At 72.3% G+C, this 23,302-nt stretch carries 18 protein-coding genes and 1 tRNA gene; 1 reads left to right on the forward strand and 18 read right to left on the reverse strand.

The window, feature by feature from the left end:
- The first annotated feature begins 51 nt into the window (after positions 1-51).
- Positions 52-1,155, forward strand: a complete 1,104-nt coding sequence (locus ACFVFS_RS14615) for an ADP-ribosylglycohydrolase family protein (protein ID WP_380623909.1) — start codon at positions 52-54, stop codon at positions 1,153-1,155.
- 9 nt (positions 1,156-1,164) lie between these two features.
- On the opposite strand, the gene ACFVFS_RS14620 is transcribed toward ACFVFS_RS14615, so the two are convergent.
- From ACFVFS_RS14620 to rplK, 18 genes are all read right to left on the reverse strand, one after another.
- Positions 1,165-2,481, reverse strand: a complete 1,317-nt coding sequence (locus ACFVFS_RS14620; RefSeq protein WP_380623912.1) for a serpin family protein — start codon at positions 2,479-2,481, stop codon at positions 1,165-1,167.
- Positions 2,482-2,631: 150 nt separating this feature from the next.
- Positions 2,632-2,841: a hypothetical protein gene (locus tag ACFVFS_RS14625; protein ID WP_380623914.1), complete on the reverse strand. Its 210-nt coding sequence runs from the start codon at positions 2,839-2,841 to the stop codon at positions 2,632-2,634.
- Between the two features lie 26 nt (positions 2,842-2,867).
- Complete coding sequence (locus ACFVFS_RS14630; protein ID WP_380623917.1) at positions 2,868-4,082, reverse strand: cytochrome P450; 1,215 nt, start codon at positions 4,080-4,082, stop codon at positions 2,868-2,870.
- A gap of 77 nt (positions 4,083-4,159) precedes the next feature.
- A complete protein-coding gene (locus ACFVFS_RS14635; protein WP_380623919.1) occupies positions 4,160-5,143 on the reverse strand; it encodes a hypothetical protein in 984 nt (327 codons plus the stop codon).
- The gene (locus ACFVFS_RS14640; protein ID WP_380623922.1) at positions 5,140-6,408 is read right to left on the reverse strand and encodes a protein phosphatase 2C domain-containing protein; all 1,269 of its coding nucleotides are present in this window, start codon (positions 6,406-6,408) and stop codon (positions 5,140-5,142) included. Before ACFVFS_RS14640 ends, ACFVFS_RS14635 begins: the two co-directional genes overlap by 4 nt.
- A gap of 14 nt (positions 6,409-6,422) precedes the next feature.
- Positions 6,423-7,082, reverse strand: a complete 660-nt coding sequence (locus tag ACFVFS_RS14645) for a VWA domain-containing protein (RefSeq protein WP_380623924.1) — start codon at positions 7,080-7,082, stop codon at positions 6,423-6,425.
- A gap of 34 nt (positions 7,083-7,116) precedes the next feature.
- Complete coding sequence (locus ACFVFS_RS14650) at positions 7,117-7,632, reverse strand: hypothetical protein (RefSeq protein ID WP_380623927.1); 516 nt, start codon at positions 7,630-7,632, stop codon at positions 7,117-7,119.
- Positions 7,629-9,017, reverse strand: coding sequence for a methyl-accepting chemotaxis protein (locus ACFVFS_RS14655; RefSeq protein ID WP_380623928.1), 1,389 nt, complete (start codon positions 9,015-9,017; stop codon positions 7,629-7,631). The genes ACFVFS_RS14650 and ACFVFS_RS14655 overlap by 4 nt, the downstream gene beginning before the upstream one ends.
- 223 nt (positions 9,018-9,240) lie before the next feature.
- Entirely contained in the window at positions 9,241-9,981 is a 741-nt protein-coding gene (locus ACFVFS_RS14660) for an NAD-dependent deacetylase (protein WP_380623930.1), read from the reverse strand.
- Between the two features lie 120 nt (positions 9,982-10,101).
- A tRNA-Met gene (locus ACFVFS_RS14665) sits at positions 10,102-10,175 on the reverse strand.
- 175 nt (positions 10,176-10,350) lie between these two features.
- On the reverse strand, positions 10,351-14,244 hold the full coding sequence (locus tag ACFVFS_RS14670) for a DNA-directed RNA polymerase subunit beta' (protein ID WP_380623932.1): 3,894 nt from the start codon (positions 14,242-14,244) through the stop codon (positions 10,351-10,353).
- A gap of 101 nt (positions 14,245-14,345) precedes the next feature.
- Positions 14,346-17,822 carry a DNA-directed RNA polymerase subunit beta gene (gene rpoB, locus ACFVFS_RS14675; protein WP_380623935.1) on the reverse strand — a complete coding sequence of 1,159 codons (3,477 nt, stop codon included), beginning with the start codon at positions 17,820-17,822 and terminating at the stop codon, positions 14,346-14,348.
- A gap of 720 nt (positions 17,823-18,542) precedes the next feature.
- Positions 18,543-18,926 carry a 50S ribosomal protein L7/L12 gene (gene rplL / locus ACFVFS_RS14680; protein ID WP_380623937.1) on the reverse strand — a complete coding sequence of 128 codons (384 nt, stop codon included), beginning with the start codon at positions 18,924-18,926 and terminating at the stop codon, positions 18,543-18,545.
- A 90-nt stretch (positions 18,927-19,016) separates the two neighbouring features.
- On the reverse strand, positions 19,017-19,580 hold the full coding sequence (gene rplJ, locus ACFVFS_RS14685) for a 50S ribosomal protein L10 (RefSeq protein WP_344342466.1): 564 nt from the start codon (positions 19,578-19,580) through the stop codon (positions 19,017-19,019).
- A 351-nt stretch (positions 19,581-19,931) separates the two neighbouring features.
- On the reverse strand, positions 19,932-20,813 hold the full coding sequence (locus tag ACFVFS_RS14690; protein ID WP_380623939.1) for a hypothetical protein: 882 nt from the start codon (positions 20,811-20,813) through the stop codon (positions 19,932-19,934).
- Between the two features lie 165 nt (positions 20,814-20,978).
- Entirely contained in the window at positions 20,979-21,866 is an 888-nt protein-coding gene (locus tag ACFVFS_RS14695; RefSeq protein WP_380623941.1) for a hypothetical protein, read from the reverse strand.
- A 180-nt stretch (positions 21,867-22,046) separates the two neighbouring features.
- Positions 22,047-22,769, reverse strand: a complete 723-nt coding sequence (gene rplA, locus ACFVFS_RS14700) for a 50S ribosomal protein L1 (RefSeq protein ID WP_093861690.1) — start codon at positions 22,767-22,769, stop codon at positions 22,047-22,049.
- Between the two features lie 78 nt (positions 22,770-22,847).
- On the reverse strand, positions 22,848-23,282 hold the full coding sequence (rplK, locus tag ACFVFS_RS14705) for a 50S ribosomal protein L11 (protein ID WP_376086189.1): 435 nt from the start codon (positions 23,280-23,282) through the stop codon (positions 22,848-22,850).
- Positions 23,283-23,302 lie beyond the last annotated feature (20 nt).

Genomic DNA, 23,302 nt, shown 5'->3' on the forward strand with positions numbered 1-23,302 from the left:
CGCCCGGGCGCCTGGTAGAACAGGTCGCGGGGACTACGAGGGGTGGGCGATGTGAGTACGGAGACGGGCTACCGGGACCGGGTGCGCGGGGCGCTGCTCGGCGGAGCGGTCGGGGACGCGCTGGGCTGGCCGGTGGAGTTCCTCCAGCTGCACCAGATCCGCGAGCGCTTCGGCCCGGACGGGGTGACCGGCCTGCCGGGCGGCGGCCTGGTGGCCGAGGTCACCGACGACACCCAGATGACGCTGTTCACCGCCGAGGGCCTGATCCGCGGCTTCGTCCGCGGCTGGTCGGGCGGCGGCGGTTCGGTGCCGGAGGCGGTGCACGGCGCGTACCGGCGGTGGCTGCTCACCCAGCAGCAAGGCGCGCCGGACCGCGAGCCGTCGGCCCGCCCGTACGACGGCTGGCTGCTGCGCGAGCCGTTCCTGTACGCGCGGCGGGCCCCGGGCAACGCCTGCCTGACCGGGGTGCAGTACCACCCGGTGTTCGAGCCGCCGGTGGCGCTGGGGCAGCCGGGGCCGATCAACGCGCACTCCAAGGGCTGCGGCACGGTGATGCGCTCGGCGCCGTTCGGGTTGGGCCGGCTCGGGGTGGAGCAGTCGTTCGGCCTGGCCGCGCAGTGCGCGCAGCTGACCCACGGGCACCCGACCGGCTACCTGGCGGCGGGCGCGTTCGCGGCGCTGGTGGAGCGGCTCGCGGCCGGGACGGAGCCCTGGGCGGCGGTCGGCGAGACGGTGGAGCAGACCCGGGAGTGGCCGGCCTCGAAGGAGACGGTGCAGGCGCTGGCCCGGGCGGTGCGGGTGGCCCAGGAGTCCGAGCCCTCGGCGGACGCCGTGGAGCGGGTCGGGCTGGGGTGGATCGCCGAGGAGTGCCTGGCGATCGCGGTGTACTGCCTGCTCGCGGCGGCCGGCGGCCCGGAGCCGGCCCGGGCGGCGCTGCTGCTGTCGGTGAACCACTCCGGGGACAGCGACTCGACGGGCGCGGTCTGCGGCAACCTGGTCGGCGCGGCGTACGGCGCGAGCGCGCTGCCCGCCGACTGGGCGGAGGCGGTGGAGGGCCGGGAGGCGCTGCTGCGGACGGCGGACGACCTGCTGGTGCTGTTCGGCAGCCGCGAACCGGGCCACCCGGCGCTCGGGGACCGCTACCCGGCCGGGTAGCGGTCCCGCTCAGCCCGCCGCCGACGGGTCGGTGACCTGCCCGAGGAAGAGCGGCCGGCCGGTGGCGGTGTCCCGGACGAGGAAGAGGAACGGCCGGTCGATGTGCAGCTGGACGGGGTCGGCCGGCGCGGGCGCGGCATTCACGTCCATGCCGACGCCGCTGCCGGCCGCCGCGACCGTGCCCTGCTCGTCGACCTGCACGGTGGCCTTCTGGACCACCGTGCCGACGGCGAGCGCCCCGTCGGCGCCCGGCCCGGGGATGCCGGAGAGGTCGGCGCCCGGTCCGAAGACGGCCTTGACGCCCAGGGCCTTCAGGGCGGGCGTGAGTTCGTTGGCGGTGTCGAAGTGGAACTTCGGCAGGGTGAGGTCGACGGTCCGCTCGGTGAGCGAGCCGAGGATCCGGTCCAGTTCCGCCTGGTCCAGGCCCTTGCGGAAGGCCGCGAAGCCGCCCTGCGCGGGAACCACCAGATCCATCGCCAGGGTGCTTCCCGCGTAAGGGAGTTCGACGGCCTGCCAGGGTTCGCCGAGGATGCCGCCGGAGCCCTCGGCGTAGCGCAGGCCGGTGGTCCGGGCCATGGTGGGAACGTCGGCCCCGGTGCCGTCGAGCCGGTGGAACGGCCGGTCGGCGCTCTTCCCCGCCTCGAACGGCTCGGCCCAGTCGGCCTTGAGGTAGAGCGCGTCGGTGAGCGCGAGCCGGGTGCCGGAGTTGATCCGCCCCTGGGCGAACAGCTCCTTGATCCGGCCTTCGGTGGCCTTCGCGACGACGTCGTTGACGGCCTTGCGGGCGCCCTCCGGGTCCTTGCGGAAGTCGGCGGTGTGCACGCCGGTGCCGAAGGCGGCGGCCAGGACGCCGAGGTAGTGCCGGTCGAGCGGGTAGTCGTGCTGGGCCCAGAGGTCGTCGGACTGCCTGAGCACCGGCCCGGCCGGGCCGGCCGCGGCCCCGGGCCGGTTCAGCGCGCCGGTGGCGAGCGCGTACTGCTCGGGCGTGAGCCCGGTGTGCAGCGCCTGGGCGAGTTCCTCGGCGGTGGTGCCGCGGGCGCCGGGCAGCACCATGGCGAGGACGGTGGCCAGGCCGGACGGCGAGAGCACCAGGTTGCGGCCGGCCGCGCCGGGGTCGGCGGTGAGGGTGTGCAGCAGGTCGAGGCCGAAGGCGCCGGTGGCCGCGGCGGTGGCGGCGACCTGGGCGGGGTCGGCGGGCGGCAGGGTCACGGGGTCGGCCCGGACCACGGCCGTGCCGGTGCCGGAGGAACCGCAGGCGGTGAGCAGGGCCGCGCAGCAGAGCAGGAGCACCGCCGGGCGACGGGTGCGGACGGACGTCGTGGACATGGCCGGCCTCGCCTCTCGGGACACGGCGCGGGCCGGTGCCCGCGCCTGGGTGCCGGTTGGACGCGACGGGTCCCGCCCCGGTTCCCCGGCCCGTACCGTCGTACCACCGTGTCGCCGTGCCGCCGTCGCGCGCCGCACGAGGGGAGCCGGTCAGTCCCAGAGCGCGCCGAACTCCAGCAGCTCGTCCCGGTGCTCGATCCGCTCCACCCACGCGGCCGGCCAGGCCCCGGCCCCCAGGTGCGCCCCGGCGAAGGCGCCGGTCAGGCAGGCGATCGCGTCGACGTCGTCGAACTCGGTGGGCCTGCCCGGCGCGTCCCCGATCGCCAGCCCCAGCAGTGCCCCCGTCGCCTTGCCGCCCACGGCCCGCTCCCCCGTCGCTCTCGTGGTCAGACCTCGACCAGCAGTTCCTTCAGCCCCCGGATCACGTAGCCCGGCTGCCACTCGGGCTCGCGGACCAGCCGCAGGCCCGGGGCGCGCCGCAGCAGGGTGCCGTAGGACTCGGTGAGCTCCAGTCTGGCAAGCGGGGCGCCGAGACAGAAGTGGATTCCGGCGCCGAAGGTGATGTGCGGGTTGTCGGTGCGGCCGAGGTCGAGGCGGTCGGGGTCGGCGAAGCGCTCGGGGTCGCGGTTGGCGGAGCCGAAGAGCAGGGCGACCTCGGAGCCGCGCGGCACGGTGACGCCGCGGACCTCGATGTCCTCCAGCACCCAGCGCTCGAACATCTGCAGCGGGGTGTCCCAGCGCATCAGCTCCTCGACGGCGGTGGGCAGCAGCCCGTCGATGTCGGCGCGCAGCCGGGCCAGCTCCCCGGGGTGGCGGAACAGCGCCCACCAGCCGTTGCCGGTGGTGTTGACGGTCGCCTCGTGGCCGGCGTTGAGCAGCAGCACGCAGGTGGAGATCATCTCCTGCTCGCTGAGCGCGTCCGAGCCCTCCTGGGCCTGGATCAGCGCGCTGATCAGGTCCTCGCCGGGGGCGGCCCGGCGCTCGCGGATGAGGGCGCGCAGGTAGTCGGAGAACTCGGTGCTCGCGGTGACGGCCCGGCGGGCCGCCTCCTCGCTCGGGTTGAGCTCGTACATCCCGGTGATGTCGGCGGACCAGGGGCGCAGCAGGTGCCGGTCGGACTCCGGGACGCCGAGCATCTCGGCGATCACCGCGACCGGCAGCGGCTCGGCGACGGCGGCGACGAGGTCGCCGCCGCCGTCCGCGAGCAGTCCGTCGACGAGCTCCCCGGCGAGCCGCCGTACGGTGGGGCGCAGGCCCTCGACCATGCGCGGGGTGAAGGCCTTGGAGACCAGGCGGCGGATCCGGGTGTGGTCCGGGGCCTCCAGGTCGAGCAGGCCGTTGTCGTTGAGGGTGTGGAACGGCTCGTGCGCCGGGTCGGGTTCGGGGCGGCCGAACTCCTGGTGGCTGAACCGGTGGATGTAGGTGCGGCCGAGCCGGCGGTCGCGGAGCAGCGCGCTGACGTCCTCGAAGCGCGAGACCAGCCACTGGCCGGTGGGCTCGAAGTACGTCACCGGGGCCTGCTCGCGCAGGGCGGCGTACGCGTCGTAGGGGTGGGCCACGAACGCCGCCGACCAGGGGTCGAACTTCGCCGTCGTCGTCATCGGTCGATCACTCCAGGCTGTGAGGGGGAGCCGGAAGGATCATCGTACGCATGCACTCCATCCGGCCCCGCCCCCCGTCAGTCGGGCCGCTGCAACCTGATGCTGCCCCGGGCCGGCCGGCCGTCGAACAGCCGCTCGTCCACCGGCCGGGCCTGGCGCGGCGGGGCGTGGCCCGGCGCGAGCGGGATGCTGCCCCGGCCGCCGAGCGCCAGCAGCCAGGCGGTCAGGTCCGGCCGGTTCCCGTACGGCCCGGCCGCCTGCTCCCAGACCCGCCGGACCGCCGCCAGCCCGCGGTCCGTCAGCACCCCCGGCAGCGGCTCCAACGGCGTGCCCGGCGCCACGTACGGGTCCTGCGCCAGCGTCCGGCCGATCAGCAGCGCCGCCTTGTAGCGGTCGCTGTCCGCCGAGGCGGCGCTGCCGTGCGGGGAGCGCGGGTCCGCCCAGTTGGGCGTGTCCGCCTGCTCCAGCACCGGGGAGGCCCCGACCCGGCGGATGCCGTCGCAGTCCAGCAGGTGCACTGCCGGCTCGGGCCGCACCGTCCAGAGCACATTGGCGTGCGAGAGGTCCCCGATCACCAGGCCCCAGCGGTGCAGCCGGTCGATCAGCCCGGCCAGCTCCAGCAGCAGGGCCAGCCGCTGTTCCGGGTCCGGGCGGACGATGCCCTGGGTGGCGGTCTTCTCCGGGTAGAGCAGGTACTGCGCCTCGGTGAGCTTGCGCGCGCCGGCGGCCGTCCGCCAGGTCATCGCCGGCGGGGCCTCCCGCATCAGGAAGCCCACGCAGCGCGGGCCGTCCACCACCCGGCAGAGCGGCCAGGCGGCCTGCGCGTCCAGCCGGTCCCGGTCGGCCCGCGGCAGAGCGAGCCGCAGTCGGACCAGCTCCGCCAGGGCCGCGCCGTTGACCCGGCCGGCCTCCAGATAGCGCTTGAACAGCAGGCCGGGGTAGCCGTCGAGGCGCTGCACCAGACCCTGGCCGCCCCGGCCGGCCTCGCCGCCGACCGGCAGCAGCGCCAGCAGCGCGTCCCCGCCGCCGGCCAGCGCGGTGGCGATGTCCGCGCCACTCACGGCGCGGCCTCCCAGAGGCAGACGACCGAGCGGTCGTCGTCGTAGCTGCGCACCCGGACCTGGGTCTGCCAGAGGAACTCGGCCAGGCCGGGCACCTCCCGGCCCCAGCGTTCGCCGAGCCAGCGCTGCAGCTCGGGCTCCTTGAGCAGGGGGAGCGCGAGCCCGTCGGTGCAGAGCACCAGCAGGTCGCCGGGGCGGGTGTCGGTGATCAGCCGGGCCCGGGTGCGCTCGTAGGCCTCGGGGAGGCAGTCGGTCCGGGTGCTGATCAGCGCACCGCCCTCGTCGGCCTCGGACGCCTCCAGGTTCTGCCAGCCGCCCTCGCGCAGCCGCAGCAGGCCGCCGTCGCCGACCGCGACGAAGCCGCGGAACGGGACGGCCGGGTCGGCCGGCACCAGCAGGGCCCGCAGGGTCGTCGCGTGGGACTTCGGCGGCAGGCCCGCCCGCTCGGCCTCCCGGGCGAGTTCGCCGGCCGCCGTCGCGACGAGCCGGCTCATCAGGTCGGCGAAGTCGGGTTCGGCGCCGGAGCGCAGGAAGGCCAGCAGGGTCCCGGCCTGCTGCGCGACCTGCCTGGTCAGCAGCCGGACGATGCCGTGGGAGCCGTGGTGGGAGTGCGACTGGGAGCCGACGCCGTCGGCCACCGCGACCAGCAGCAGCTCGCCGGTGCGCACGACCAGCGCGGTGTCCTGGCGGCACTCGGCCGCGTAGCGGTGGCCGTCGCCGCGGACGGAGGCGGCGCGGACGGTGAGCGGGCCGAACCGTCCGCCGTCCACCACGGTGTCGGGCAGCAGGGCGCCGAAGAGGTCGCCGCCGGAGACGGCGGGGATGTCGGTCGGCTCGGCGGGGTAGGTCGGGGGCTTGCGGCCGACGTGCGCCGGCGGGCCGGCCTCCTGGAACGACGGCGGGCGGACGACCGGCCCGGCCCCGGCGGCGGGGGCGGTGACGGCCGCGGCCACGGGCGGGACGACCGCCGGGCCGTCGGCGGGCCACGGCTCGCGGACCGCGGACGGCCCCGGGCCGATCGCGCCCGGCAGGGCCCCCTCCGGAACCACCGGCCCGGACACCACGGACCGCGCCGCCTCGGCCGGCACCTCGGCAGGGACCTCGACGGGCGCCTCGGCCGGGGCCGGCGCCACCGGCCCCGGGCCCCACCCGTGCTCGTACACCGAGGCCGCGAGGTCGATCGGGTCGCCCTTGCGGGTCGGCGCGTGCTCCGGTCCGGGCTCCGGCGCGCGGCCGCCCGGCGACTGGTTGTCGTACGCGTTCATCCGGCGGCCCGGTCTCAGAGCTTGTCGAGCGAGACGGAGGTGAACCCGGGCACCTGGTCGTCGACCTGCAGGCTCATGCCCTGGCCGGCCTCGGTCGCCCCGCTCACCGAGCGGACGATCGAGCGGGTCAGGCTGGCCGCGAACTCCCGCAGCGCGACCGCCGGGTTCGCCGTGCCCTCGTCCTGCATGAACGCCTTGAAGGTCGCGACGTGCGCGATCACGCCCCGGTCGGCGCCCGTCATGCCGAAGGCGATGATGTGCGGCCGGAACGCGGCGGCCAGCAGGTCCCGGTAGGGCTGCTCCCAGTCGTCGTCGGTCGGCATGCCGTCCGAGAGGAAGAAGACCACCGGGCGGTAGACGTCGTGGCCGTCCGCCTTCAGCGCCCGCACGTCCCGCTCGATCGCCTGGTGGAGCAGCCGGAAGGCGTTGCCGAAGGACGTCAGCCCGGAGGCCTCCAGGGCGGGCAGCTCGTCGAGGTCGCTCAGGTCGACCAGCGGCTGCAGCTCGTGGGCGTCGGTGGAGAAGCCGATCAGCCCGAACCGGGTCTTGTCGGCGATGGTCGGGTTGGTGCTGATCTCCTGGTGGAGGTCGAACAGGGCCTTGTTGAGGGTGTCGATGTCGGCGCTCATCGACCCCGACTCGTCACACACGGCGTAGAACGGGAGGATCTGCACTGCACTTCTCCTTCGATTGGCAGGTCAACAGACATCAGCCGGTGTAGAAGTAGATCTCCAGCGAGGCGTGCCGGGGGTTGTCCGCGAGCGAGATGAAGTCCCGGGTGGTGGTGGCCCGGAACATCTCCGGACGGGCCTGCGCGAGCAGGCCGTTGACGGTGTGGGCGTAGGCCTGGCCGAGGCCCGGGTCGCGGTTGCTGCCGAAGGTGAGGACCACGGCGGCCTGCCGTCCGGCGTACCGCTCGGTGGCCGCCCGGATCTGCGCGGTCAGGCCGGCCGTGTCCGAGGCGTCCCCGCTGACGTCGACGGTGACCGGGTCGTGCTCGACGCCGCGCGGCCCGGTCGGGGTGGGCGTGGCGCCGGCCCCGGCGGTGGCGCTCACGCTCGGGGCGGCGGTGGGCTCGGCGGCGGCGGCCCGTTCGGCGGCCACCGGGTCCCCCTGGTCCCCCATCGCGACCAGCGCCAGCACTAGCAGCATGTCGGCGAAGAGCCAGCCGGCCAGGTGCACGCCCCGGGCCCGCGGCCGCGCCGTCCGGAACCGGCCCCTCATCGGTCCTGCCCGTGCACCGGCACCTCGTCCAGCTCCAGCAGCGTCCGGTCGTCGACCACGGCGGCCGCGCCGGGGGCGGCCGCCCCGGTGTCCCGGAACCGGGCGGCGCCGCTGTCGGGTCCGGGCCCGGAGACCGTCTTGACCAGGACGGTGCCCGACTCGGCGCGCTGCCCACCCACCCCGGACGCGTCCAGGCGCGCCGCCGCCGCGGTGGCCGCCGAGGCCGCCGCCGCGACCCGGTCGGCCAGCACCGCCACCTCCCGGGTCAGCCCGTCCAGCCGCTCCAGCACCAGCCCGTTGACGTCGGCCACGGTCTCCGCGCCGGTGGTGAACCCGCGCTGGGCGACCGCCAGGTCGAGCACCGCACCCTCCACCCGCTCGCCCGCGCCGGCGAGTTCGGCCCCCACCCGGTCGGTGGCACGCCGGACCAGCTCGGCCGCCTCGGCGACCTGCTCGCCGCTCCGGTGGACGAGGTCGCCGGTGGCCGCCGCGCCGTCCCGGACGCTCTCGGCGAGCCGGTCCCCGCTGTCCCGCACCGCCCGGCCGACCCCGTCGACGGCCCGGCCGATCCCGTCGGCCGCCTTCTCGACGCCGTCCACGGCCCGGCGCAGCGGGTCGACCGCCGCGCCCGCCTCGGCCAGCCGCTGTTCGGCCCCGGCGACCGAGCGCTCGACGGCCAGCGCCGCCTCGCCCAGCTCGCGCTGGGTGTCGGCGGCCTGCCGGCCGAGCCGCTCCAGGGTCTCCGCCGCGCCGGTCAGCTCGGCCGCGAAGCGCTGCGGACTGGACCGGCGACGCTCGTTCAGCACCAGCTGGGCGCGGGTGAGCACCGGCGCCAGCTCCGCCAGCAGGTCCTCCGCCTCGCCCTCGGCCGCCGCCTCGCGGCGCTCGGTACCCGACCTGCGCACGCCGTGCGCGACCGAGAGCGCCAGCAGCAGCGCGATGAACAGGGTGGCGGACAGGGCGACGTCGCCGAAGGTGGCCCAGCCGGGCAGCCGGCCCTCGAAGCCGGTCTGCCAGAGCTGCAGGAACGGGCGCGCGGCCTGCCCGGCGTCCGCGCCGATCAGCGCCCGGTAGGCGCTGGTGGCCTGCATCAGACCGGCCCAGGTGACCAGCAGCGGCACGAACACCAGGGCGCCCAGGGCGACTTCGGCCCAGGCCCAGAACCTCGGCTCGGGGCGGGGCCGCACCGCGGCCCGCACGCTCTCCGGCCGGACGAAGCTGTGCACCAGGTCGAGTTCGGCCCACCGGTCGAGGTCCCCGGCACCGGAGAGCACCAACCCCAGCTCCCTGAGCTCCTCCTGACGGTGCGCCAGTCCGGGACGGTCCGCCAGGGCCCGCAGCTCGCCCCCGATCGCATGGCGGTCCAGCAGTCGGCCTGAGGTCATGAGGGCTCCTTCGTACGCGCCACCGCGGAGCGGGGGAAGCCCGTGTGCCGGTGCGGCGCGCGGGCGCGTCCGCCCGCACGGCCTCCCCCCGGTGGCCGGAACCCGGCCACGCCGCCCCGCGCGGCAGCGTAGCGCAGAACCGGCCACCGGGAGTGGCGAGTTCGCAACGCGGCCGGCGATTCACCACCGGATCCGCCGCGCCCCGGGGGCGGCCGGGGCGGGCTCAGACGTACCGGGCGACCAGCCGGCGGACCAGGGCCGGCAGCGCGGCGGAGATCGGCTCGCGGACGACCTCCTCGGCGGCCTCGTCGAACGGCGTCGGCTCGGCGTTGACGATGATCAGCCGGGAGCCGGTCTTCACCGCGTTGTACGGCAGTGCGGCCACCGGGAAGACCTGCAGGCTGGTGCCGACGGCGATGAAGAGCTCGCAGGCCTTGCTGATCGCGTCCGCCTGCTGCAGCACCTCCGGGTCCAGCTGCTCGCCGAACATCACGGTGCGCGGGCGCAGGATCCCGCCGCAGGTCAGGCACTCCGGGTCCGGCTCGCCCGCCGCGACCCTCTGCAACGCCCCCTCCATCGGACCCACCGCGCGGCACTCCACGCACTGCACCTCCCGTGCGGTGCCGTGGAGTTCGAGCACCTTGCGGGGCGTCTGCCCGGCCCGCTGGTGCAGCCCGTCGACGTTCTGGGTGAGCACCCGCACCGGCAGCCCGGAGCGCTCCAGCGCGACCAGCGCCCGGTGCCCGGCGTTCGGTTCGGCGGCGAGCGCCCCCGTCTCGGCGCGCATCCGCCAGGCCCCGCGGCGGACCTCGGGGTCCTCCAGGTACGGGCCGAGGGTGACCAGCCGCTGCGCGTCCGGGTCGCGCTGCCAGAGCCCGTTGAGGCCGCGGTAGTCGGGGATGCCCGAATCGGTGGAGATCCCGGCGCCGGTGAGCACGGCGATCAGCGGGCGCTTCGCGTTCATGCCCCGGACAGTACGGCCCCGCACGGCCCGCCCGCCACCGATAAACCGACCGGCCGGCCCGCCGGGCCGCGGAACGCCGAAGGGCCCGGAGGCTTGAAGCCTCCGGGCCCTTCGATGCAGTAGCGGGGACAGGATTTGAACCTGCGACCTCTGGGTTATGAGCCCAGCGAGCTACCGAGCTGCTCCACCCCGCGTCGGTGAACATCACTCTACGCGATTCCGACCGAGATCCCTAATCCGTTTCCCCACCGCCCGGAACGCCGCCCGAAGCACCGCCCGGAACAGCCGGGAACAGCCCGGAACAGCCGGGAACGCCGCTGGGCGGCCACCCCGTGCAGGGTGACCGCCCAGCGATCAGGAGCCTTCGACTCAGCCGGTGTACGGGCCGTAGTCGTAGTCGTCCAGCGGGACCGCCTGGCCGGAGCCGGCGCCGAAGGGCGACAGGTCGTAGTCGTCGTAGCCGACGGCCGAGTACATCGCGGCCTTGGCCTCCTCGGTCGGCTCGACCCGGATGTTGCGGTAGCGGGGCAGACCCGTACCGGCCGGGATGAGCTTACCGAGGATGACGTTCTCCTTGAGGCCCAGCAGCGGGTCCGACTTGGCGTGGATCGCCGCGTCGGTGAGGACCCGGGTCGTCTCCTGGAAGGAGGCGGCCGACAGCCAGGACTCGGTGGCCAGCGAGGCCTTGGTGATACCCATCAGCTGCGGACGGCCGGAGGCGGGGTGACCGCCCTCGGAGACCACGCGACGGTTCTCCTGCTCGAAGCGGCCGCGCTCGACGAGCTCGCCCGGGAGCAGCTCGGCGTCGCCCGACTCGATGATCGTCACGCGGCGGAGCATCTGCCGGATGATGATCTCGATGTGCTTGTCGTGGATCGACACACCCTGCGAGTTGTAGACCTTCTGGACCTCGGCGACCAGGTGGATCTGGACGGCGCGCTGGCCCATGATGCGCAGGACGTCGTGCGGGTTGGTGGCACCCATGGTCAGCTTCTGGCCGACCTCGACCGCCTCGCCCTCGCTCACCAGGAGCTTGACACGCTTGGAGACCGGGTAGGCGATCTCGTCGGTGCCGTCGTCCGGGGTGACGACCAGCTTGCGGGTCTTCTCGGTGTCCTCGATGCGGACCCGGCCCTGGGCCTCCGAGATCGGGGCCACACCCTTGGGGGTACGGGCCTCGAAGAGCTCGACGACACGCGGCAGACCCTGGGTGATGTCGTCACCGGCCACACCACCGGTGTGGAAGGTACGCATGGTCAGCTGGGTACCGGGCTCACCGATGGACTGGGCGGCGATGATGCCGACCGCCTCACCGATGTCGACCAGCTTGCCGGTGGCCAGCGAGCGGCCGTAGCAGAAGGCACAGGTGCCGACGGCCGACTCACAGGTCAGGATCGAGCGGGTCTTGACCTCACCGATGCCGTGGCGGATCAGCTCGTCGATCAGCACGTCACCGAGGTCGGTGTTGGCCGTGGCCAGCAGCTTGCCGTCGACGGTGATGTCCTCGGCGAGCATGCGGGCGTAGACGCTGGTCTCGACGTCGTCGGCCTTGCGCAGCACGCCGTCGGCGCCCACGGAGCCGATCGCGAGCTTCAGGCCGCGCTCGGTGCCGCAGTCCTCCTCGCGAATGATGACGTCCTGGGAGACGTCGACCAGACGACGGGTGAGGTAGCCGGAGTCGGCGGTACGGAGGGCGGTGTCCGCGAGACCCTTACGGGCACCGTGGGTGGAGATGAAGTACTCCAGCACGGAGAGACCCTCACGGAACGACGCCTTGATGGGGCGCGCGATGGTCTCGTTCTTCGCGTTGGACACCAGACCACGCATACCGGCGATCTGGCGCATCTGCATCATGTTTCCACGAGCACCCGAGTCGACCATCATGAAGATGGGGTTCGTCTTCGGGAAGTTCTCGTTCATGGCCTCGGCGACCTCGTTGGTCGCCCGGGTCCAGATGCCGATGAGCTCCTGCTTGCGCTCGTCGTTGGTGATCAGACCGCGCTCGTACTGCTTCTGGATCTTCTCGGCCTGCGCCTCGTAGCCCTCAAGGATCTGGCCCTTGGTCGGCGGGACGACGACGTCCGAGATCGAGACGGTGACACCCGAGCGGGTCGACCAGTGGAAGCCGGCCGCCTTCAGGTTGTCCAGGGTCGCCGCGACGGTGACCTTGGGGTAGCGCTCCGCCAGGTCGTTGACGATCGCGGAGAGCTGCTTCTTGCCCACCTCGTAGTCGACGAACGGGTAGTCCTCGGGCAGCAGCTCGTTGAAGAGCGCGCGGCCCAGGGTGGTGTTCAGGCGGAAGGACTCGCCCTCGAACCAGCTCGACTGACCGTCCTCGTCCAGCGGCGGGGTCCAGCCCCGCGGCGGGACGGTGCCGATCGGCAGGCGCAGCTCGATCGGGGCCTGGACGTCCAGCTCGCGGGCGTCGAAGGCCATGACCGCCTCGGCGGTCGACGAGAAGGAGCGGCCGCCGCCCTTCACGTTCTCCCGGTCCGAGGTCAGGAAGAACAGACCGAGCACCATGTCCTGGGTCGGCATGGTGACGGGGCGACCGTCGGCCGGCTTCAGGATGTTGTTCGAGGACAGCATCAGGATGCGGGCCTCGGCCTGCGCCTCCGCGGAGAGCGGCAGGTGGACGGCCATCTGGTCACCGTCGAAGTCCGCGTTGAACGCGGTGCAGACGAGCGGGTGGATCTGGATGGCCTTGCCCTCGACCAGCTGCGGCTCGAAGGCCTGGATGCCGAGGCGGTGCAGGGTGGGCGCACGGTTCAGCAGGACCGGGTGCTCGGCGATGACCTCTTCGAGGACGTCCCACACGACCGGACGGGCGCGCTCGACCATGCGCTTGGCCGACTTGATGTTCTGCGCGTGGTTCAGGTCGACCAGGCGCTTCATCACGAACGGCTTGAAGAGCTCCAGCGCCATGGCCTTGGGCAGACCGCACTGGTGCAGCTTGAGCTGCGGGCCGACGACGATGACCGAACGGGCCGAGTAGTCGACGCGCTTGCCGAGCAGGTTCTGGCGGAAACGGCCCTGCTTGCCCTTCAGCATGTCGCTGAGGGACTTCAGGGGCCGGTTGCCCGGGCCGGTGACCGGACGGCCGCGGCGGCCGTTGTCGAACAGCGCGTCGACGGCCTCCTGGAGCATGCGCTTCTCGTTGTTCACGATGATCTCGGGCGCGCCGAGGTCGAGAAGCCGCTTCAGGCGGTTGTTGCGGTTGATCACGCGGCGGTACAGGTCGTTCAGGTCGGAGGTCGCGAAGCGGCCACCGTCCAGCTGCACCATCGGACGCAGGTCCGGCGGGATGACCGGGACGCAGTCCAGCACCATGCCGTTGGGCTTGTTGGTGGTCTGCAGGAAGGCGGAGACGACCTTGAGGCGCTTGAGCGCACGGGTCTTCTTCTGGCCCTTGCCGGTGCGGATGATCTCGCGCAGGCGCTCGGACTCCTCCGCCAGGTCGAAGGTCTCGAGGCGGTCCTTGAGGGCCGCCGCGCCCATCGAGCCGGAGAAGTAGGTGCCGAAGCGGTCGCGCAGCTCGCGGTAGAGCAGCTCGTCGCCCTCGAGGTCCTGGACCTTGAGGTTCTTGAAGCGGGCCCACACCTCGTCGAGGCGGTCGAGCTCGCGCTGCGCGCGGTCGCGCAGCTGCTTCATCTCGCGCTCGGCGCCCTCGCGCACCTTGCGGCGCACGTCGGCCTTGGCGCCCTCGGCCTCCAGCTCGGCCAGGTCGGTCTCGGCCTTCTTGGCGCGGGCCTCGAGGTCGGAGTCGCGGCGGTTCTCGATCTGCTGGCGCTCGACCGAGACGTGCGCCTCCAGGGACGGCAGGTCGCGCTGGCGGCGCTCGTCGTCGACCCAGGTGATCATGTAGGCGGCGAAGTAGATGACCTTCTCGAGGTCCTTCGGCGCCAGGTCGAGCAGGTAGCCGAGGCGCGACGGCACACCCTTGAAGTACCAGATGTGGGTGACCGGGGCGGCCAGCTCGATGTGGCCCATCCGCTCACGGCGCACCTTGGCGCGGGTCACCTCGACGCCGCAGCGCTCACAGATGATGCCCTTGAAGCGGACGCGCTTGTACTTGCCGCAGTAGCACTCCCAGTCCCGGGTGGGGCCGAAGATCTTCTCGCAGAAGAGCCCGTCCTTTTCCGGCTTCAGGGTGCGGTAGTTGATGGTCTCCGGCTTCTTGACCTCGCCGTGGGACCACTGGCGGATGTCGTCGGCGGTGGCCAGGCCGATGCGGAGCTCGTCGAAGAAGTTGACGTCAAGCACTGGTCGTCAAGCCCTCTTTCGTAAGTCGAGAGTCGTTCGTGTGGTCTGAGGGGGGCCTGGGGGCGGGCCGGCTGCTCAGCGGGCAGCCGGCCCCACCTCCGTCAGACCTCTTCGACGCTGCTCGGCTCGCGCCGGGACAGGTCGATGCCGAGCTCCTCGGCGGCGCGGAACACGTCCTCGTCGGAGTCCCGCATCTCGATGGACTGGCCGTCCGAGGACAGCACCTCCACGTTGAGGCAGAGCGACTGCATTTCCTTGATGAGGACCTTGAAGGACTCGGGAATGCCGGGCTCGGGGATGTTCTCGCCCTTGACGATGGCCTCGTAGACCTTCACACGGCCGAGAACGTCGTCGGACTTGATGGTGAGCAGCTCCTGCAGCGCGTACGCGGCGCCGTATGCCTCAAGGGCCCACACCTCCATCTCACCGAAGCGCTGACCACCGAACTGCGCCTTACCACCGAGCGGCTGCTGGGTGATCATCGAGTACGGACCGGTCGAGCGGGCGTGCAGCTTGTCGTCGACCAGGTGGTGCAGCTTGAGGATGTACATGTAGCCGACCGAGACCGGCATCGGGAACGGCTCGCCGGAGCGGCCGTCGAACAGCCGGGCCTTGCCGGTGGAGTTCACCAGGCGCTCACCGTCACGGGTGAGGGTGGTGTTGTCCAGCAGGCCGGTGATCTCGTCCTCGCGGGCGCCGTCGAAGACGGGGGTGGCGAGGTTGGTGCCACCCTCGACGGTGTCGGCGCCGATCGCCTGCAGGCGCTGGGCCCACTCGTCGGCGAGGCCCGAGACGTCCCAGCCCTGCTTGGCGAGCCACCCGAGGTGGATCTCCAGGACCTGTCCCGGGTTCATTCGGGACGGGACGCCCAGCGGGTTGAGGATGATGTCGACCGGGGTGCCGTCCTCCAGGAACGGCATGTCCTCGACCGGCAGGATCTTGGAGATGACACCCTTGTTGCCGTGACGGCCGGCGAGCTTGTCACCGTTGGTGATCTTGCGCTTCTGGGCCACGTAGACGCGGACCAGCTGGTTCACGCCCGGGGGCAGCTCGTCGCCCTCTTCGCGGTCGAAGACGCGGACGCCGATGACCTTGCCGGACTCACCGTGCGGCACCTTCAGCGAGGTGTCGCGGACCTCACGGGCCTTCTCGCCGAAGATCGCGCGGAGCAGGCGCTCCTCGGGGGTCAGCTCGGTCTCGCCCTTCGGGGTGACCTTGCCGACCAGGATGTCGCCGGTGACGACGTCGGCGCCGATGCGGATGATGCCGCGCTCGTCGAGGTCCGCGAGGACCTCCTCGGAGACGTTCGGGATGTCCCGGGTGATCTCCTCGGGGCCGAGCTTGGTGTCACGGGCGTCGACCTCGTGCTCCTCGATGTGGATCGAGGAGAGGACGTCGTCCTGCACGAGGCGCTGCGACAGGATGATCGCGTCCTCGTAGTTGTGGCCCTCCCACGACATGAACGCCACGAGGAGGTTCTTGCCGAGGGCCATCTCGCCCTCGTCGGTGCACGGGCCGTCGGCCAGCACCTGGTTGACCTCCACCCGGGTGCCCTCGTCCACGAGCACCTTCTGGTTGAAGGCGGTGCCCTGGTTCGAGCGGGTGAACTTGGCGGCGCGGTACGTGGTGTACGTGCCGTCGTCGTTGGCCACGGTGACGTAGTCGGCCGAGACCTCCTGGACGACACCCGGCTTCTCGGCGGTGATGACGTCCGCGGCGTCGACGGCGCAGCGGTACTCCATGCCGGTGCCGACCAGCGGGGCCTCGCTCTTCAGCAGCGGCACCGCCTGGCGCATCATGTTCGAGCCCATGAGCGCGCGGTTGGCGTCGTCGTGCTCGAGGAACGGGATCATGGCGGTCGCGACCGACACCATCTGGCGCGGCGAGACGTCCATGTAGTCGATCTCGGTGCCCGGGATGTAGTCGATCTCGCCGCCGCGGCGGCGGACCAGGACACGCGGCTCGGCGAAGTGCAGGTCCGCGGTCAGCGGGGCGTTCGCCTGGGCGATGACGTAGCGGTCCTCCTCGTCGGCGGTCAGGTAGTCGACCTGCTCGGTGACCACGCCGTCGACGACCTTGCGGTACGGGGTCTCGATGAAGCCGAAGGCGTTGACCCGGCCGTACGAGGCCAGCGACCCGATCAGACCGATGTTCGGGCCTTCCGGGGTCTCGATCGGACACATGCGGCCGTAGTGCGAGGGGTGCACGTCACGGACCTCGAAGCCGGCGCGCTCACGGGAGAGACCGCCGGGGCCGAGGGCGGACAGACGGCGCTTGTGGGTCAGGCCCGACAGCGGGTTCGTCTGGTCCATGAACTGCGACAGCTGGCTGGTGCCGAAGAACTCCTTGATGGAGGCGACGACCGGCCGGATGTTGATCAGGGTCTGCGGCGTGATCGCCTCGACGTCCTGGGTGGTCATGCGCTCGCGCACGACGCGCTCCATACGGGCGAGACCCGTACGGACCTGGTTCTGGATGAGCTCGCCCACGTTGCGCAGGCGGCGGTTGCCGAAGTGGTCGATGTCGTCGACCTCGACCACGATGTCGCGGCCGGTCTCGTCACGCCAGTCGACCTCGCCGGCGTGCAGCTTGACCAGGTACTTGATCGCGTTGATGATGTCGGGCTCGGTGAGCACACCGGAGTCCAGCGACTCGGCGTTGCCGAGCTTGCGGTTCACCTTGTAGCGGCCGACCTTGGCGAGGTCGTAGCGCTTCGGGTTGAAGTACAGGTTCTCCAGCAGCGTCTGCGCGGCCTCGCGCGTCGGCGGCTCGCCCGGACGCAGCTTGCGGTAGATGTCCAGCAGCGCGTCGTCCTGGCCCTGGGTGTGGTCCTTCTCCAGGGTGGCGCGCATCGACTCGTACTCGCCGAACTCCTCGAGAATCATCTCGTTGGTCCAGCCGAGAGCCTTGAGCAGCACGGTGACGGACTGCTTGCGCTTGCGGTCGATGCGGACGCCGACCATGTCGCGCTTGTCGATCTCCATCTCCAGCCAGGCACCACGCGAGGGGATGACCTTGCAGGAGTAGATGTCCTTGTCGGACACCTTGTCCAGGGTGGAGTCGAAGTACACACCCGGGGAGCGGACGAGCTGCGACACGACGACACGCTCGGTGCCGTTGATCACGAACGTGCCCTTGTGGGTCATGAGCGGGAAATCGCCCATGAAGACCGTCTGAGACTTGATCTCACCGGTCTCGTTGTTGGTGAACTCGGCCGTGACGAAGAGCGGGGCCGCGAACGTGAAGTCGCGGTCCTTGCACTCGTCAATGGAGTTCTTCGGCGGCTCGAAACGGTGGTCGCGGAAGGTCAGGGACATCGACCCGCTGAAGTCCTCGATCGGCGAGATCTCCTCGAAGATCTCCTCCAGACCGGACTTGGTGGGGACGTCCAGACCGTTCTCCAGCGCCTGCTCGACCCGGGTCTTCCAGGCCGCGTTGCCGAGCAGCCAGTCAAAGCTCTCGGTCTGCAGGGCCAGGAGGTTCGGGACCTCGAGGGGCTCCTTGATCTTCGCGAAGGAGACGCGGAGCGGGGCGGTGGATGCGGCGGAATTGTTCGAGGCGTTGCGCGGCGCGGCCAAGAGGGGGGTCCTTCCGAGGGCTCGGAGCTCACTACGCGCGTACCAGCCGGGCCTTCACGGGCTTGGTCCCGCCTCCCTCGCCACTGGCCTCCGCCGGGATCGAAGTCCCAGGTCAGAGCCGCTTTGCGGAGGTGGTGCCAGACCCCTTCGGGGCAACGCAAACTCCGGGCGACGAGTCACGGAGAAGCTAACAGGCAGCGCAAAGGGACAGTGTAGCCAAAGGCGACACTGCTGTCCAGCTCTGATTCGGAGACCGAATCGGAGACTCCTCCCGGTAGCCGTCGGGCGCGGACGCCCGCCGGGTACTGCACCGGCCCGGACTTGCCGGGCCCCACGACTCACGTGGAGTCACTTCCCGCCGGAGCCGCCGGTTATGCATCCGACGGAGGACCAACCGGGCCGACTCGCGCCTTGAGAATCGCGCGCCCCGCCGGGTTCGTCAAGGGCCCGCCTCCGGCGCGGACCTCGACCCCTTCATCGGGCCGGACCGCCCCGGCGTTACAGAAGCCGTGGTCGGGGCCTCACCCGATGACAGCGATCACCATACCCGCCCGCACCGACAGTGCCGAGTGAGCGTTCGGCCACACCGGTGTGTCCGGGCGCCGGCCGGCCCCGGAGGCCCGGGAACGGGGCCGCCGGGGCCGGGAACGGAAAAAGGCCGGGCCGACCACCACAAGGGTGATCGGCCCGGCCCCAGGCCCCCTCAGAGGGGGCGGCAAGTCACTTGACGGTGACCTTGGCGCCGGCGGCCTCGAGGGCGGCCTTGGCCTTCTCGGCAACGTCCTTGGCAACCTTCTCCAGGACCTTGGCACCGGCGGTGTCAACGAGGTCCTTGGCCTCCTTCAGGCCGAGGGAGGTCAGGGTGCGCACCTCCTTGATGACCTGGATCTTCTTGTCGCCGGCACCCTCGAGGATGACGTCGAACTCGTCCTGCTCCTCGACGGCCTCGGCGGCGGCGGCAGCGCCACCGGCGGCGGCAACGGCGACCGGGGCGGCGGCGGTGACGTCGAACTTCTCCTCGAAGGCCTTCACGAAGGCGGCCAGCTCGATGAGGGTGAGCTCCTCGAACTGCGCGAGCAGCTCGTCCTGGGACAGCTTCGCCATGATTGGCGTCCTTCCACTAAATCGGCAGGTGGTGCCGGATGTACGGGTTGGCGGGCGTACGGGCCCGCAGCGAGGCGTGGCCCCGGCCGATTACTCGGCCGCGGTCTCCTCGGCGGCGGGAGCCGGCGTACCGGCACCGCCCTGCTCGACCTTGTCGCGCAGCGCGTCCACGGTGCGGACGAGCTTCGACGGGAGGGCCTGGAAGAGCGCGGCAGCCTGGGACTGCTTGGCCTTCAGGGCACCCGCCAGCTTGGCGAGCAGCACCTCGCGGGACTCGAGGTCCGCGAGCTTCTTGATCTCGTCGGCGGACAGCGCCTTGCCATCAAGGACACCGCCCTTGATGACGAGAGCGGGGTTCTCCTTGGCGAAGTCACGCAGAGCCTTCGCCGACTCCACCGGGTCACCGGTGACGAAGGCGACAGCCGTCGGACCGGCGAACAGGTCGTCGAGCTCCGTGATCCCGACCTCATTGGCCGCGATCTTGGTCAGCGTGTTCTTCACCACGGCGTACTGGGCGTTGTCACCCAGGGAGCGACGCAGGGTCTTGACCTGCTTCACCGTGAGACCGCGGTACTCGGTCAGCACGGCCGCGTTCGAGCCACGGAAAAGCTCCGTGATCTCGGCGACGGCAGCAGCCTTGTCGGGCCTAGCCATAGGCTTACGCCTCCTTCCGTGATGTCGAAGTCGGGCCGACCGCGAGAGTCGACCATTCGGCCGCGAACCACTGGACGGAGGAAAGCCCCTGCGGAAAAGCAGATGAGCCCCGGTGCGCAGGCGCACGGGGCTCGGCGTGAACTCGACGGATCCACGTGCTGGGCACGCGACCCGGAGGTCAAAGCTCCAAACAGTCCTGCGCGGGCTGCCCGCGTACGAGACGCGGATCCTTCGGTCGCGCGCTCCCTGTCGGGTGCACGGCGACAACCAGCGGTCTTTGGCTTCCGCCACAGTAGCCGGACGCCGCTGTCCGGGGCAAATCGCCCCCGGCCGGCGCCCTGCCGAACCGGTTCAGCGGGCCAGCGGGGAGACGCCGCGGGTACCGGTGTCCACGGTGTCCGCCTCCGCCGGGGCCTGCACCGAGAGCGAGCCGCCGGGCTCGGTGTAGACCACCGAGTCGTCCAGCCGGCCGCCGCCGTCCCCGGTCCCGGTCCGCTCCATCCGGACCAGCTGGTCCTTGTCGTTCAGCCAGAGGTCCAGGGTCAGCGAGGCCGAGCCGCCGGGCGCCAGCGCGGTCCGCAGCCCCTCCCGGCGGGCCGGGGTGAGCTGGGTCTGCGCCGCCGCGTAGCGGGCCGCGTCGGTGGTCACCCGGTAGTGCTCGACCGTGGAGTCCTCGGACTTCTCCTCGCCGACGTACTGGGCGGTGATCCCCTCGGCGGTCGCGGCGGCCAGCGCCACCACCGGGTTGAGCAGGTCGATCAGCCCGGCGTACGGGATCTCCCGGTGCCCGTCCGGCCCCGGCGGACCGGTGAACCGCTCCCAGTGCCGCCCGCCCTGCCGGGCCGCGGTGGCCGCGTCGCCGCCCTCGTAGGCGACGGTGTCGACCACGATCAGCTGCTCGGCGGCGGCCGGGGTGGAACGTTTGACCTGGAGCGCCGTCTTCGGCTGCCAGAACAGCGGCCCGGAGCCGGCGTCCGCTCCCAGCCGGTAGCTCACCTTGGCCCGGCGGGCGGTCTGCATGGCCAGCTGGGAGGAGAGCAGCACCCCGTGCGGGGAGCGGTCGGTCGGCTTGGCCGGCCAGGTCGGCGAAGCGCTGCTGGGCGTCGGGGTGGCCTCGCCGGGCGTACTCGACGAGGCGGACGGCCCCGGGCCGTCGGCCGACGTGCACCCGGCCGGTCCGGCCGCCAGCACCGCGACGGCGACCACCGCCGCCAGCCGCTGCCGCACCGCCATCCACGCCTCCCCGTCCGATCGATCCGTCCGATCCGTCCGATCCGTCCGCCGCGTTCACACCCGACGGCCCCGCGGGCCGGAGCGTCCGCTCCCGCCCACCTTGCCACCCGGGCCCGCGCGACCCGGTGGCACCCCCCGCCACTCGGCCGCACGGCCCTCGTCCCGTCAGGGCGTCGGCCTGCCGGAGGGCGTGCCGGACGGACCGGACGGGGCGGCGGAGGACGGCCCGGCGGACGCACCGGCCGACGCACCGGCCGACGGCTCCCCGGACGGATCGGCGGCGGGCTCGGCGCCCTCGGCGATGTCCGTCGTGGTCACCACCGCGCCGGCCGTGCCGCGCACGGTGGACCGCACCCGCAGCAGCCGGTCCCCGGGGGCCACCCAGAAGTCGTACTCAAGGGCACCGACCCCGTTGCGCTCGTAGTAGCCGAGCACCTCGGTCAGCCGCGCGGGGCTCAGCCCCTCCTCGGCGCCGAAGTAGTCCGCCGGCGAGGCGGTGCCCCGGTAGTGCGCGACCGTCTCGCCGTTCAGCTGCTCGCCGCCGAGCGGGGTGAGCCGGCCGGCCAGCGCCATCGTGTGCGCCGGTCCGCCCGGGTTGGACAGCACGCCGGTGATCCAGCCGCCGACCCACCCGGTCGACCCGGCCGGAGCGGTCGCCGCCCGCGGGTCCAGCGACTCCGCCCGGCCCCGGTCCGCCGTCCTGGGCGCCGCTCCCGGGTGGTCCAGCTCCAGCGCACCGTCCTGGCCGCGCAGCCGCCCGGTGCCCAGCTCGTCGGTGACGGTCAGCTCGACCGCGTCGCGGGCGCCCCAGGACAGCGTCCCGTCCGCGCCGCGCCGCCCGGCCGGGCCCTCCTGGACCACCTGGACCCGCGCCCCGCCGCTGTCGTCCAGCCGCTGGGAGGCGGACAGCAGCACCTGCCGGGGCGGGCGCTGGGTGGGGCGGTCGCTGATCGGGGTCCGGTCGCCGGACACGGCCAGCACGCTGCACGCGGTCAGGCCGGCGGCGAGCAGCAGCAGGGCCGCCCCCTTGGCGGCGGGACGAAGGGCGGGCACGGCACTCCCCGGCGGTCGAACGGCGGCGGCCCCCCGGACGGGGGCACTCGGGCGGACCGGGCGAGCGTACGACGGACCGCGCACCGGTTCGCCCCACCGGGGGTATCGATCGGGAAACGACGGCGGGCCCGCACCCCCGGCGAAGGGGGTACGGGCCCGCCGTACGGACGTCGACTGCGATCAGACCGCGGCCGGGTCCTCCTCGACGAGGAGGTTGCGGGTGCGGTTCGGGTCCACCAGGATGCCGGGGCCGATGGTGGTCGAGAACGCGGTCTTCTTGATGTAGCGGCCCTTGGCGGCGGACGGCTTGGCGCGGAGCACCTCGTCCAGCGCGGCGGCGTAGTTCTCGACCAGCTGCTCATCGGTGAAGGAGGTCTTACCGATGATGAAGTGCAGGTTCGAGTGCTTGTCGACGCGGAACTCGATCTTGCCGCCCTTGATGTCGTTGACAGCCTTGGCGACATCGGGGGTGACGGTGCCGGTCTTCGGGTTCGGCATCAGGCCACGGGGACCGAGCACGCGGCCGAGGCGGCCGACCTTGCCCATGAGGTCCGGGGTGGCGACGACGGCGTCGAAGTCCAGCTTGCCCTTGGCGACCTCGTCGATGAGCTCGTCGGCACCGACGATGTCGGCACCCGCAGCACGCGCGGCCTCGGCACGCTCGCCGGTCGCGAAGACCAGGACCCGAGCGGTCTTACCGGTGCCGTGCGGGAGGATCACGGTGCTGCGGACCATCTGGTCGGCCTTGCGCGGGTCGACGCCCAGACGCATGGCGACCTCGACGGTGCCGTCGAACTTGCTGGTGCTGGTCGCCTTGGCGAGGCGGACGGCCTCGAGGGGGGCGTAAAGGCGCTCGCGGTCGACCTGGGCGTCCGCGGCCTTCAGGGCCTTGCTGCGCTTCATAGCTGCTCCTGAATGGTGAATGGAGTTGTGGTGTCACGGGCCTGCGCGGGCCCTACCACGGGGGACGAGAAGGGGTGATCAGCCCTCGACGGTGATGCCCATCGACCGGGCGGTGCCGGCGATGATCTTCTCCGCCGCGTCCAGGTCGTTGGCGTTCAGGTCGGGCATCTTGGTGGTGGCGATCTCGCGGACCTGGGCGCTGGTGAGCTTGGCGACCTTGGTCTTGTGCGGCTCGCTGGAGCCCTTCTCGATGCCGGCGGCCTTCAGGATGAGGCGCGCGGCCGGCGGCGTCTTCGTGATGAAGGTGAAGGAACGGTCGTCGTAGACCGTGATCTCCACCGGCACGATCATGCCGCGCTGCGACTCGGTCGCGGCGTTGTAGGCCTTGCAGAACTCCATGATGTTGACACCGTGCTGACCCAGCGCGGGGCCGACCGGCGGGGCCGGGTTGGCCGCACCGGCGTTGATCTGGAGCTTGATAAGCCCCGTGACCTTCTTCTTCTTGGGAGGCATGTCTCTCCGGGTCCTTCCGA

The organism is Kitasatospora sp. NPDC057692, from assembly GCF_042799475.1.
Lineage (GTDB): Bacteria > Actinomycetota > Actinomycetes > Streptomycetales > Streptomycetaceae > Kitasatospora.